The organism is Rhizobium lentis (genome assembly GCF_014200175.1).
Lineage (GTDB): Bacteria > Pseudomonadota > Alphaproteobacteria > Rhizobiales > Rhizobiaceae > Rhizobium > Rhizobium mulingense.
This window is the reverse complement of record NZ_JACHBD010000002.1, coordinates 475,872-488,747: the sequence shown is the minus strand read 5'-3', so window position 1 is coordinate 488,747 and position 12,876 is coordinate 475,872. Positions and strand designations below refer to the sequence as shown.

Here is a 12,876-nt window from a genome sequence, read left to right as displayed (position 1 = left end):
GCCTTCATCTAAACGCCCGCGTGTCCCGGAATGCGCGGGCGCTTCATCGTAAACGTCAACCGCGGCTCGGCCGCTTTCCGGCGAAGAGATCGGCATAGCTTCGGATGAGCTTGGTCATTCGGTCGGCGACCGTGCGGATTTCGGGGCGATGACGGTCCTCGGCATTCATGACGATCCACTGGCGGTGACGCAGTTCCGGCAGTTCGCCGCCCTGGCGCTGCAATTCCGGATGAAGGTCGCCGACGAAACAGGGAAGCACGGTCTTGCCGGCGCCGGCGCGCACCAGATCCGGCAGCGAACGCGGCCGGTTGACAGTGGCGACGATCCCGGATGCGGCATAGGCGTGCGGCCAGCGCAGATAGGCCGAGATCGCTTCCTCCTCGCCGACGGCAATCCAGCGCTCGTCGGTCTCGGCGGCGTTGCGTCTGGCATAGACGGCATAGGCCACCTCCCCGAGCGCGCGGGCGGCCAGGTTGGCTTCCGCCGGCTCGAAGGCGCGAATGCCGATATCGCTCTCACGATAGGCAAGGCTCGCCCGCGCCTCGCCGATGCTGAGCGCGATGGCGAAGGCATCGCCCGGCATGCGGATTGCGGCGAAATTCTCCGTCAGCAGCCAGGCGACCCAGGTGCCGGCGGTGATCCTGACAGTTGTGCCGCCCTCACCGGATTGCCGCCAGGCTTCGACCTTGCGGGCGGCGGCTTCCATCTCCTGAAGATGATCGAGCAGCGCCTGGCCATCCTGCGTCAGCCGATAACCGGTCTGACTGCGCGAAAACAGGGCGCGGCCGACCTCCTGCTCAAGCTCGAGCATGCGCCGACCGACGGTGGCGGGGCTGAGCCCGCTGGCAGCGCTCGCTCCCGTCAGACCGCCGAGCCGGGCGACCTGCAGGAAAAGCTGATAGGAATCCCAATTCGCGTTTTTCATTGATGAAAAACATAGCGGGATTTCTCCTGTTTATGAAGCGAATTTTGACGCCTAAATGAGGTGACGTCTGACATGAGAAAGGACATCGCCATGATCGACATGATCACCATCGCCGGCGTCTACGGATACCGGCATTACTCTAAGCCAAGCGGTTCCAAGGCGGATGAAGACCGGTTTTATGCCGAGTACGGAGACAGCAACATCATCCGCTTCGCCGCCTGGCTGACTTCGATCGACCTCATTTTAAAGCGGGTCGCAGCGAACGGAAAACGCCGCAGCCTTGCGGCGCAATCCTGCGGCTGTCAGGGCCATGCTCCTCAGGCGACTTTTCTTGCGCCGAGGTGAGCGGCCGCCGGTTCTGCGCCGATGCGGAAACGCTCGATGAGCGCCATCAGCGTATCGGCTTCGCCGGCAAGCAGGCGGCTTGCCTGCGTCGTCTCGGCAACCATCGAGGCATTCTTCTGGGTCATCTGGTCCATGGCGTTCACGGAACCGTTGACCTCCTGCAGCGCCGCCGACTGATCGCGGCTGGCGGTGGCGATGGTCTCGACATGGCCGCTGATCGCGATGATCTCCTGGCTGATCGAGGCAAGGACGCTGCCGGTCTTCTGGACCAGCTCGGAGCCGGCCGTCACTTCCCGGCTCGATGTCTCGATCAGCGACTTGATCTCGCGCGCCGCATCGGCCGAACGCTGGGCGAGCTCGCGGACCTCCTGGGCGACGACGGCAAAGCCCTTGCCCGCCTCGCCGGCCCGCGCCGCCTCAATGCCGGCATTGAGCGCCAGAAGATTGGTCTGGAAGGCGATATCGTCGATCACCTCGATGATCTGCTCGATCCGCTGCGAGGCCTCTTCGATACGTTCCATGGCAGCGACGGCATCGCGGACGACGGTGCCGGAATTGTCGGCGGTCTTCTTGGTGGCGGCGACGACACTGTTGGCTTCACGGGCGCGCTCGGCGGAAGAGCGAACCGTGACGGTGATCTCCTCGACCGCGGCGGCGGTCTCCTCGAGGTTTGCCGCCTGCGCTTCCGTGCGTTTCGAAAGTTCATCGGCGGAAGCCGAGACGGCGCCGCTGTTGCGCTGGATCGTCGAGGCGCTGTCGCGGATGCCGGAGAGCGTATCCTGAAGCCCCAGAAGCGAGGTGTTGAAATCGACGCGCAGCTGCTCCAGCCGGCCGACGAAAGGTGTGCCGATCGTCTGCGAGACGTCGCCCTGGGACAGGCGGCCGAGGCCGGCCGCAAGCTGGTTGACCGCAAAGTCGATCTGGCTGTCGAGCGAGCGCTTGTCGGCATCGTTCCTGGTGCGTTCGGCATCGCTCAAGGCGCGCTGTTCGGCCGCCTCAGTTTCCAGGTCGCGCCTGGCGCGGGCGCTGTCGCGGAAGAGCGAGAGGGCGCGGCCGATCTCGCCGAACTCGTTTTTCTTCTCAAGACAGGGGATTGCCTCGTCGAGATCGCCCGAGGAGATCGAGTGGACGCTGGCGGTCAGCGCCTGCAAAGGCTTCACCGACTGGCGGATCGCATAGAAAGCTAGAACGCCGACGAGCAGCATGACGACGGCGCCGATGCCGAGAACCAGGATCAGCAGCTCGTTCATGCGCTGAAAATAGAACTCCATCGGAATGCCGATGAAGAGAATGCCGACATTGGCGTTCGATGCGTTCTTGATCGGGAAATAACCGGTCATGAACTTGCGGCCGAACAGCTCGGCCGGGCCGAAATAGGCCTCGCCCCGAGCGAGAACCGGCTGGGCCGGGTGCTCGGCTGCGAGCTTGGTACCGACGGCGCGGTCGCCGTTTTCCTTCTTGACGTTGGTGGATATGCGGACGTAGTCGCCGCCCTGCTTCTGGAAGATCGTCGCAACGCCGGCGATCGACTGGGCGGTGTGGTCGACCAGCGAGTGATCCGCAAGGGCCGGAATGGCCTCTTCGGTGACAGCGGTGAGCCGGTTGTCCTCGACCTCGACCTTGGCGGCCTGATCGGCCGCGCCGTAGAGGACGGCCATGGCGCGGGCGGCGTCCCTCGCGTCGGAGACGGCGCCGTCCATCACATGGCGGCTCAGATTGTAATAGGTCGCGCCGACGATGGCGGCCGTGCTGATCGCCAGCAGAAACAGCGTGATCACAACGATCTGGCGGACGATCGACGTAGAGAAAAGGCGCGGCATCAAAGACCCCCAGCGGCACAACAAGGGCTAAATTAGAGGAAAAGCGTTAAGGAAATTTTTCCGTAAATCTGGATTGGCCGGGATAACCAACCGCCCCGATTTCGGACATTCCGATCGGCCTGCCAAGCCGACCGATCGCGCCTTACCAATACACAAACGGCCCCGGAAAACCGGGGCCGTCGAAACAATAGAAATCAAGCGTTGATCAGGCGGCGCGGTAGGCCGGCGCTTCGCCCACCCCGTCGATCTTGAACTGCTGGATGAGACGGCGTAGCGCATCGGCCTCGTCGGCCAGTTCGCGGCTGGCGGCGGTCGTCTCCTCGACCATGGCGGCGTTCTTCTGGGTCATCTGGTCCATCTGGTTGACGGTCGAGTTGACGCTCTGCAGCGCGTTGGACTGGTCGTGGCTGGCGCGAGCGATCATCTCGACATGCTGGCTGATCGTGACGATCTGGGCGCTGATCTTGGCAAGCACCGTGCCGGTCTCCTGCACGAATTGCGAGCCGGAGCTGACCTCGTTGGTCGACTTGTTGATCAGTCCCTTGATCTCCTGCGCCGCGGCAGCGGAGCGCTGGGCGAGCTCCCGGACTTCCATGGCGACGACGGCGAACCCCTTGCCGGCCTCGCCGGCGCGCGCCGCCTCGATGCCGGCGTTGAGCGCCAGCAAGTTGGTCTGGAAGGCGATCTCGTCGATGACGCCGATGATCTGCTCGATCTGGCGCGCAGCATCCTCGATGCGGCCCATGGCGTCAATCGCGTTGCTGACGACGACCGCGGAGTCGTCGGCGCTGCGCTTGGCCTGACGGACGATCTGGTCGGCATCCTTGGCGCGTTCGGCCGACGAGCGCACCGTGACGGTGATCTGATCGACGGCAGCCGCGGTCTCCTCGAGCGACGCCGCCTGTTGTTCGGTGCGCTTGGAGAGATCCTCGGCCGACTGGGCCATCTGGTTGCCGTTGCCCTGGATCAGCTCGACATTGTCGCGGATCTGGCTCATCGTCGCCTGCAGGCGCAGCATCGAACCGTTGAAGTCCTGACGCAGCTGTTCGAGGCGGCCGATGAAGGGCGTTTCGATCGTCGTCGAGATATCGCCCTGCGACATGCGTTCGAGGCCGGCGGCAAGCGCGTTGACGGCGAATTCGATTTGCCGGTCCATCTCGCGCTTTTCGGCGTCGTTGCGCTGGCGCTCGTGTTCGGCAGCCGCGCGTTCCTCGTCGCTCTGCTCCTCGATGCGGATCTTCGAGATGGCATTCTCCTTGAAGATGCCGAGGGCGCGGGCCATGTCGCCGATCTCGTCGTAGCGCTGCTCGCCGGAGATGCTGGTATCCAGCGACCCTTCGGCGATGCGCCGCATGGCGGCCGTAATCTGGCTGATCGGGCGCTGCAGCGTCAGCACCAGGGCGATGCCGCCGAGGATCGACAGCAGGATACCGAGTCCGGTGGTGAGCACCGAGATGCTGTTTGCCTGGGTGCGCTCGGTGCCGGCCGTCTGTTTCTGCAGCTCGGCGAAATCGGTCAGCTTCGTCCAGATCTGGTCGAGTTCCTGGCGGGCGGCGGCATAGGCAGTGACGCGCTCGCCGATCGTATCGACGATCTTGGAGCCGCCGCCGGAAATGGCGTCGAGCGCCGGCTGGATCGCGCCGGAAATGCCTTCGGCAAAGCCCATGCCCTTGGCACTGGTGGTCAGCACCTGCATGTCCTTGCCGAGCGTGCCGGCCTGCTGCTGCAGGCGCACGAGGTTGTCCTTGCTCGAGTTGGAGAGGAAATCGGACAGCACGATCTGCAGCGCATAGACGGAATTTTCCAGGCGTCGTGTGTCCTGAAGGACGGAGTTGGTCTGGGCGATGCGGCCCTCGAGCTCGGCGAAGCGCTGGGTCGCCTCGCGCATCTTCTGCGTTGCGGTCAGCTGCGTGTAGGTCGAGGTCTGGCGGAAGCGGGAGACGAGACGGCCGAGTTCGGCGACGTTCTCGTCGGTCGGAGCGGGCATCTGGGCAATCGCCTTGATGCTGTCGATGGTCGCCGCCAGGGCGTCGATGACATTCTTCTGGTTGGTCGGAACCGAAATGGCGATCAGGCGCTGGGCCTTGATGATCTCCGGCATCTGCTCGTTGATGAAGGCGATTTTGTCCTGCGGCGTCTGCGGCTTGCCAAAGCCGCTGGCGACGGTGCCGAGGAAATCGCCGCCCTTCAGCAGGCGGTCGGCGGTGCGAAGGGTGACGGTGGCGGCGCTCTCGTCGCGCTGCAGCGCCGTCTGCAATTCCTCGGCCTGGTAGGAGACCGTGAAGCGGGTGCTGATCAGGCTCTTCTGCGCCGCGTCGATCTGCTCATGCAGCGCCTCTTCCTGCTCGTGCAGCGCCCAGAGCTTGTCGACGACACCTGAAATGTCCTTGGTGCGGCTCGAGGCTTCCGCAAGGCTGTCGCGGCCGGCAGCTTCTTTGCCCACCTGGTTCAGCGTCTGGTCGAGGACGCCTTGCTGGGTCTTCAGATCGGTGAGCAGCTTGTCGCGCGCCTGCTGGCTTGTGATGCGCAGGAAGTCGTCCATCGAACCGTAGAGATCCTTGAACCCGCTCAGCGACTGCAGCACGCTGTTGGAGATTTCCATACGGCCCTGGAGAAGTCCGGAAGCATAGAGGCCCGTCAGACCCACCGCCGAAATGGTCACAACGAAAGGCAGAACGAAGATCAGAACCTTCGTCTTGATCTTGAAGCGGGAAAGAATCTTGTCAATCAACATGGCGTTCCGGGCCTTTCATACACTACTCCTCCCGCAGGCAGCCATCAGGCGCGCCAGCCGAGTGCACATTGAGCTATTCTCTTTACATCGGGGAACCCGGAAGCCAGGCGGCAGTCATTGCCGGTTCATGTCCAAACAAGTTGGAGATGCCCAAATAATCGCGGGCAATTGTGTCAGATTAGATATTAATTTTCGGATAAGCGGTAACGTCTGGTTCAGCCAAGACGGTGAAATAGTTGCAATTTATGCACAACAGGCTCGCGACGTCGCGCGCGAAGGCGGCAAGATTACTTACGGATGCGAGTACCGATCAGAGGAAGTGCGCGAGCAACAGGGCGAAGGTGGCGGCTGTGGCGCCGGCTGCGAGCATCAAATATCGCAGGACGGCCATCGCGGCGTCAGCCTTTGCCTGGGTGATTGCGATGGCGCGGGCGCGTCGTGGGTGTCTGGTCATGCTCGAAACCTCACTCTTCTGACACAACAATCCAACAAAACGGCTTGCCGGTAAAGCTTAATTTAGGAAGAGCTTTGCAAGCCGCCAATTGAGACAGGATGGCGCACCTCTCTTAAGAAGTCTTGAATCGGTAGTTCTAATATACGGGTTCCGCCGATATGCAGAAATCGAAAGCTTCAGGCGCATTCGCCCGCAGCAAATCCAGAGGCCCAAGCCCATTGGAAATTATAGCCGCCGAGCCAACCCGTGACGTCGACGCATTCGCCGATGAAATAGAGGCCGGGCACGGCCTTGGCCTCCATGCTGCGTGAATCGAGCGCGGCCGTGTCGATGCCGCCAAGTGTCACTTCGGCGGTGCGATAGCCTTCAGAGCCGGAAGGCTTGATTGCAAAGTTCTGGACGCTAGCGGCAAGGCTGAGCAGCGTCTTGTCGGGTAGGTCGGCCATATTGCCGGAGATCTTTTCGCGCTCGACGAGAAACTGCGCCAGCCGCTTCGGCAGGATCTCGCCAAGCGCGGTCTGGGCCGACTGGCGGCCGTTCAGCTGCTTTGCAACCTTCAGCTGTGCGGCGATGTCGATATCCGGTTCGATGGCAACGACGATTTCGTCGCCTTCGCGCCAATAGGAGGAGATCTGCAGGATGGCAGGTCCGCTCAAGCCCCGATGGGTAAACAGCAGCGCTTCGCGGAAAGCGGTCTTGCCATGGCGGATTTCGGCCGGAGCGGAAATGCCGGCAAGCGGCGCAATGCTTGCGAGCAGACCGGGATCGAGCGTCAACGGCACCAAGGCCGGGCGGGTTTCGAGCACGGCGAGGCCGAACTGCTCGGCGAGGCGATAGGCAAAGCCGGTGGCGCCCATCTTCGGGATCGATTTGCCGCCGGTCGCGACGATCAGCGATGAGGCTTCATAGGCGCCCTGCCCGGTCGAGACGCGGAAGCCCGCATCGGTCCTTTCGACGCCTGTTATCTCGGTAGCGAGATCGAGTGCCGCACCGGCGGCGCACATCTCGTCCAAGAGCATGCGGATGATATCCTTGGCGCTGTCATCGCAGAACAGCTGGCCGAGCGTCTTTTCATGCCAGGCAATGCCGTGCCGCTCGACCATGGCGATGAAATCGGCAGGCGTGAAACGGGCAAGCGCCGACTTGCAGAAATGCGGATTGGCGGACAGAAAATTCTTCGGCCCGGCATGGATATTGGTGAAATTGCAGCGGCCGCCACCGGATATGCGGATCTTCTCGCCGGGCGCTCGCGCATGATCGAGAACGACAACCGAGCGACCGCGTTTTCCCGCGCGGATGGCCGCCATCATGCCCGCCGCCCCGGCGCCGATGACGATGATGTCGCTTTTGCGCTGCAAACCCGTTTCCCTAATCAAATCGGTGTCTTCTTTTTCCATCGAAGGGCGAAAGTCAACGTTCTCGCCCCCTCGCCAATTGGCAAAGTCCGGCTATGATGGCGCCACGATCAACCAAACCGGTGTGTCATGCCCCCAAAAAAGACGACGCTGAAGCCTGCCAGAACCGTACCCGCCTCGACGAAAACTCCTCCGGATCCCGGATCCCTGCGCGGCGTTGCGAACTGGAAGGAAGCGGCGCAATGGCTGAGGGCCAGGGGCATCGAAGACATCGAATGCATCACGCCCGACCTTGCTGGCGTTCCGCGCGGCAAGATGATGCCGAGCTCGAAATTCACCTCCAACACCTCGCTGGCGCTGCCTTCGGCGATCTACCGGCACACGATTTCCGGCGAATATCCCGAGGAGACGGAAAGCTTCCGCTACGAGCCGCGCGACAGCGACCTGAAGCTTATGCCGGATCTCTCGACACTTTCGGTTGTGCCCTGGGAAACCGATCCGACGGCGCAGGTGATCTGCGACATCGTCGATTCGGACGGCGGCGAAGTGCCCTATACGCCACGCAACGTCTTGAAGCGGATCATGAGCCTCTATCACGACCGCGGCTGGAAGCCGATCGTCGCGCCCGAGATCGAATTCTACCTGGTCGCCAAGAATGACGATCCCGACTATCCGCTGCACCCGCCGAAAGGCCGCTCCGGCCGCTCGATCCTCGGCGGCCAGGGTTATTCGATCGCCGGCATCAACGAATTCGACGAGTTGATCGACGACATCTACCATTTCTCGGAGAAGCAGGGGTTGGAGATCGACACACTGATCCATGAAGAGGGGCCGGCCCAGCTCGAAATCAATCTGCGCCACGGCAATCCGATCGAGCTTGCCGATCAGGTCTTCCTGTTCAAGCGCACGATCCGCGAGGCGGCGCTGAAACATGACATCTACGCCACATTCATGGCCAAGCCGATGCAGGGCCAGCCGGGGTCGGCGATGCATATCCATCAGTCGGTGGTCAATATCGAGACGGGCAAGAACGTCTTTTCCAATGCGGATGGATCGGCCTCCAAGGAATTCTTCCATTTTATCGGCGGCATGCAGAAATTCGTGCCGAGCGCGATGGCAATGCTTGCCCCTTACGTGAATTCCTACCGCCGCCTGCAGCCGGACATGTCCTGCCCTGTCAACAATGCCTGGGGCTACGACAACAGGACTACCGCCTTCCGCGTCCCGGTGTCCGATCCGCAGGCCAGGCGCGTCGAAAACCGGCTGCCGAGTTCGGACGCCAATCCATATCTGGCGCTTGCCGCCTCGCTCGCTTCCGGCCTGCTCGGCATCATGAAGCAGATCGAGCCGACGGCGCCGACGGAGGATTCGGCCAATGAGGGCTCGATCGACCTGCCGCGCGGCCTCTTGGAAGCCGTGGCGCTGATGGAGGATGAGCCCGCCTTCGAAGAGGTATTCGGCAAGCAGTTCATCGGCCTTTATGCCGGCGTTAAGCGCGGCGAATTCGAGACCTTCATGCAGGTGATCAGCCCATGGGAGCGGGAATTCCTTCTGCTCAACGTGTGAGGGGATCGTCATGGCACCACAAGAGATGTGGCAGAGTCCGATCTCCCCGGGCTTATCCTGGTATCAGGCAACGGTCGGCGAGCGGCCCACCTATGCCGCCCTCGACGGCTCGAGAACATGCGACGTCGCCATCATCGGCGGTGGTTATACCGGCCTGCAGGCCGCCTATCACCTCGCCAAGTCAGGCGTTTCGGTCGTCCTGATCGAAGCCTGTCGCTTCGGCGACGGAGCGTCCGGGCGCAATGGCGGCCAGCTCGGCACGGGTCAGCGATGGTGGCCGGAAGAGCTCGAGGAAAAAATCGGCTATCAACGCTCGAAGGCGCTGTTCGAGGTTGCCGAGGCGGCCAAGCGCCATCTCCTCGATTTTGCAAGCGAGCACGAGATAGAGATCGACTTCGTACCCGGCCAGCTCAATGTCGCCCACAAGGCGAGTTACGAACGCGACTATCGCGAGAACGCCGAGATCGCCGCGCAGCGCTACGACTATCCTCACATCAGATTTATGGACAAGAGAGAGACGCAGGAAAGGCTCGGCTCGAAGCGCTTCCACTGCGGCGTGCGCGATCTCGGCACCGGCCATATCCATCCGCTGAAGCTGCTCATCGGGCTCGCCCGTGTCGCCGCCAACGCGGGTGCTGATATCTTCGAGATGACCAAGGCGACGGCGATCCGCCAAAGCGGCGGCAAGGTGACGATCGAAACCGAAAAGGGAACGATCACCGCCGACCGGGCGCTGATCGCCTGCAACGGCCATATCGGCAATCTGGAGCCGGTAACTGCAAGCCATGTCATGCCGATCCGTTCCTTCATCGGCGCCACCGTTCCGCTCGACGGCTATCCCGATGTGCTGCCGGGCGGTGAGGCCGTTGCCGATTCGCGCTTCGTCGTGCGCTACTTCCGTAAATTTGAAGGCCGCCTGCTGTTCGGCGGACGCGAGGCCTATACGGCCGACAATCCGCGAGACATTTCGCAGCATATCCGCCGGCAGATCGGCGAAATCTATCCCGATCTGAAAGACATCGAAATCACCCATGCCTGGGGCGGCAGTGTCGGCATCACCCTGCCGCGCCAGCTCTTCGTGCGCGAGGTGATGCCGGGCGTTACCTCGATCGGCGGTTATTCCGGCCATGGCGTCATGCTGTCAAACTACTGTGGCAAGCTCTATGCGGAAACGGTGCTTGGGAAATCCGGCGATCTGGATCTGTTCAGATCGCTCGATATTCCCGCCTTTCCCGGTGGAGCACGCATGCGGGCGCCGCTGCTTTTCCTCGCCTTGTCGTGGTTTGCGCTTCGCGACAAGTTTTAGTCCGATTGCGGATTTCCTCTCGCCGAAATTCGCTCTAAAACCGGTGCCTGACAGATTCATTGCACTGCACACTGGCTTTTTTAAATCGATTAGATTAAAAGGGCCGCCAACCAGCATGATTGAGAGACAAGCTCATGAGCAGCCAGATCATTCCCGTTGAGCCTTTTGATTACGTCGTCTTCGGCGGCAGCGGCGACCTTGCCGAACGCAAATTGCTGCCCGCCCTCTATCACCGCCAGATCGAAGGCCAGTTCGGCGAACCGACCCGTGTGATCGGCGCTTCGCGCAGCCCCCTGACCGACGAGGAATACCGCAAATTCGCCCGCGATGCCCTGAAGGAACACCTGAAGAAGGGCGAATATGACGAGAACGAAGTCGAGAAGTTCTGCGCCCGCCTCTATTACGTCTCGGTCGATGCCCGCTCCGACAACGGCTGGGATCAGCTGAAGAGGCTGCTCGACGAGAGCAAGGATCGGGTGCGCGCCTTCTATCTGGCGGTCGCACCCGGCATCTTCGGCGACATTTCGCAAAAGATCCACGACCACAAGCTGATCACCAAATCGACCCGCATCGTCGTCGAGAAGCCGATCGGCCGCGACCTCGCCTCGGCGCTGCAGCTCAACGACATGATCGGCCGCGCCTTCAAGGAAGAGCAGATTTTCCGCATCGATCACTATCTCGGCAAGGAAACGGTGCAGAACCTGATGGCGCTGCGCTTTGCCAATGCGCTCTACGAGCCGCTGTGGAATGCCAACTACATCGATCACGTGCAGATCACCGTGGCCGAAGCGGTCGGCCTCGAAGGCCGCGCCGGCTATTACGATACGGCGGGCGCGCTGCGCGACATGGTGCAGAACCACATTCTGCAACTGCTCTGCCTGACGGCGATGGAAGTGCCCTCGTCGATGGATTCGGAAGCCGTTCGCGACGAGAAGCTGAAGGTGCTGCGGGCGCTGAAGCCGCTCGATGCCTCCAATGTCGAGCAGGCGACGGTGCGCGGCCAGTATCGCGCCGGCGCCTCGGGCAGCGGCCCGGTGAAGGGCTATCTCGAAGAGCTCGAAGGCGGCGTCTCCAACACCGAGACCTTCGTCGCCATCAAGGCGGAGATCAACAACTGGCGCTGGGCCGGCGTTCCCTTCTACATCAGAACCGGCAAGCGGCTTGCCGGGCGCATGTCCGAGATCGTCATCACCTTCAAGTCGATCCCGCATGCGATCTTCGATCAGGCCGCCGGCCGCATCAGCCAGAACCAGCTGATCATCCGCCTGCAGCCGGACGAGGGCGTCAAGCAGTCGCTGATGATCAAGGATCCGGGCCCGGGCGGCATGCGCCTGCGCAACGTCTCGCTCGACATGAGCTTTGCCCAGGCCTTCAACGTCCGCAATCCCGACGCCTACGAACGCCTGCTGATGGACGTGATCCGCTCCAACCAGACATTGTTCATGCGCCGCGATGAAGTCGAAGCCGCATGGAAATGGGTCGACCCGATCCTGAAAGGCTGGGAGACAACCGGCCAGCAGGTGCAGGGCTATACGGCCGGCACCTGGGGCCCGAGCCAGGCCATCGCGCTGATCGAGCGCGACGGCCGCACCTGGCATGACGATATCTAGGACGACATCGATGGCATCGACCCTGCATTCCTTCGCCAGCCCCGCAGATCTCGCCGGCAGCCTCGCCGACAAGGTCGCCCATACGCTTTCGGCGGCGATCGCCGCCCGCGGCGCCGCCTCCATCGCCGTTTCCGGCGGCTCGACGCCAAAGGCCTTCTTCCAGGCGCTGTCGACACGCGACATCGCCTGGGACAAGGTGACGATCACACTGGTTGACGAACGCTTCGTGCCGGCCGACAATACCCGCTCGAACCATCTGCTGGTCGATGCCAATCTCTTGCAGGACAAGGCGAAGGCGGCGCGGTTCGTGCCGCTTTACCAGCCGGCAGCCTCGGTCGAGGACGCCGCAAGGCTGGCGACGAAAAAAAGCGCCGAGATCGGCATCCCCTTCGATGTGGTCATCCTCGGCATGGGCGGCGACGGCCACACGGCCTCGTTCTTTCCCGGCGGCAGCAATCTTGCCGAGGCGCTCGATGCCTCGACGCCGCGCGGCGTCATCACCATGGAGGCAGAAGGAGCCGGCGAGCCGCGCCTGACTTTCACCTTCTCCAGTCTTCGGGATGCCGCACTGCTGGTTCTCCATATCGAGGGCGAAGGAAAAAAAGACGTTCTCGCCAAGGCGGAAGGCAGCGGTGACGAGGCAGACATGCCGATCCGAGCCGTTCTGCGCCGGGCCACTTCCCCGGTCGAGATCTACTGGGCTCCCTGATACGGCCTGACGGCCGCCGGAGCCGGTGAACACATTGAGACGAACCAGAACA

At 62.4% G+C, this 12,876-nt stretch carries 10 protein-coding genes; 5 read left to right on the top strand and 5 right to left on the bottom strand.

Annotation, left to right across the window (positions count from 1 at the left end; all coding sequences use genetic code 11):
* Positions 1–55 precede the first annotated feature (55 nt).
* Positions 56–925: a LysR family transcriptional regulator gene (locus tag GGI60_RS08035; RefSeq protein WP_183914636.1), complete on the bottom strand. Its 870-nt coding sequence runs from the start codon at positions 923–925 to the stop codon at positions 56–58.
* A gap of 90 nt (positions 926–1,015) precedes the next feature.
* Between GGI60_RS08035 and GGI60_RS08030 the strand changes: the two genes are divergently transcribed.
* Positions 1,016–1,270 (top strand): hypothetical protein, encoded by a 255-nt coding sequence (locus GGI60_RS08030; protein WP_183914699.1) that lies wholly within the window; start codon positions 1,016–1,018, stop codon positions 1,268–1,270.
* Here the strand turns inward: GGI60_RS08030 and GGI60_RS08025 are convergent.
* The 4 genes from GGI60_RS08025 to GGI60_RS08010 all read right to left on the bottom strand — a co-directional run bounded on the left by GGI60_RS08025 (position 1,243) and on the right by GGI60_RS08010 (position 7,675).
* On the bottom strand, positions 1,243–3,090 hold the full coding sequence (locus tag GGI60_RS08025) for a methyl-accepting chemotaxis protein (RefSeq protein ID WP_183914634.1): 1,848 nt from the start codon (positions 3,088–3,090) through the stop codon (positions 1,243–1,245). The genes GGI60_RS08030 and GGI60_RS08025 overlap by 28 nt on opposite strands.
* 205 nt (positions 3,091–3,295) lie before the next feature.
* Positions 3,296–5,824: a methyl-accepting chemotaxis protein gene (locus GGI60_RS08020; protein ID WP_183914632.1), complete on the bottom strand. Its 2,529-nt coding sequence runs from the start codon at positions 5,822–5,824 to the stop codon at positions 3,296–3,298.
* A gap of 310 nt (positions 5,825–6,134) precedes the next feature.
* The gene (locus GGI60_RS08015) at positions 6,135–6,278 is read right to left on the bottom strand and encodes a hypothetical protein (protein ID WP_183914630.1); all 144 of its coding nucleotides are present in this window, start codon (positions 6,276–6,278) and stop codon (positions 6,135–6,137) included.
* Positions 6,279–6,454: 176 nt separating this feature from the next.
* The gene (locus GGI60_RS08010) at positions 6,455–7,675 is read right to left on the bottom strand and encodes an NAD(P)/FAD-dependent oxidoreductase (RefSeq protein WP_183914628.1); all 1,221 of its coding nucleotides are present in this window, start codon (positions 7,673–7,675) and stop codon (positions 6,455–6,457) included.
* 87 nt (positions 7,676–7,762) lie between these two features.
* Here GGI60_RS08010 and GGI60_RS08005 point away from each other — a divergent pair, with 87 nt between their 5' ends.
* The 4 genes from GGI60_RS08005 (at position 7,763) to pgl (ending at position 12,824) form a co-directional block, all read left to right on the top strand.
* Entirely contained in the window at positions 7,763–9,199 is a 1,437-nt protein-coding gene (locus tag GGI60_RS08005; RefSeq protein WP_183914626.1) for a glutamine synthetase family protein, read from the top strand.
* Between the two features lie 10 nt (positions 9,200–9,209).
* A complete protein-coding gene (locus GGI60_RS08000) occupies positions 9,210–10,505 on the top strand; it encodes an FAD-binding oxidoreductase (RefSeq protein ID WP_183914625.1) in 1,296 nt (431 codons plus the stop codon).
* 134 nt (positions 10,506–10,639) lie between these two features.
* Complete coding sequence (gene zwf / locus GGI60_RS07995; RefSeq protein WP_183914624.1) at positions 10,640–12,115, top strand: glucose-6-phosphate dehydrogenase; 1,476 nt, start codon at positions 10,640–10,642, stop codon at positions 12,113–12,115.
* 10 nt (positions 12,116–12,125) lie between these two features.
* Entirely contained in the window at positions 12,126–12,824 is a 699-nt protein-coding gene (gene pgl / locus GGI60_RS07990) for a 6-phosphogluconolactonase (RefSeq protein WP_183914623.1), read from the top strand.
* The last annotated feature ends 52 nt before the right edge of the window (positions 12,825–12,876 follow it).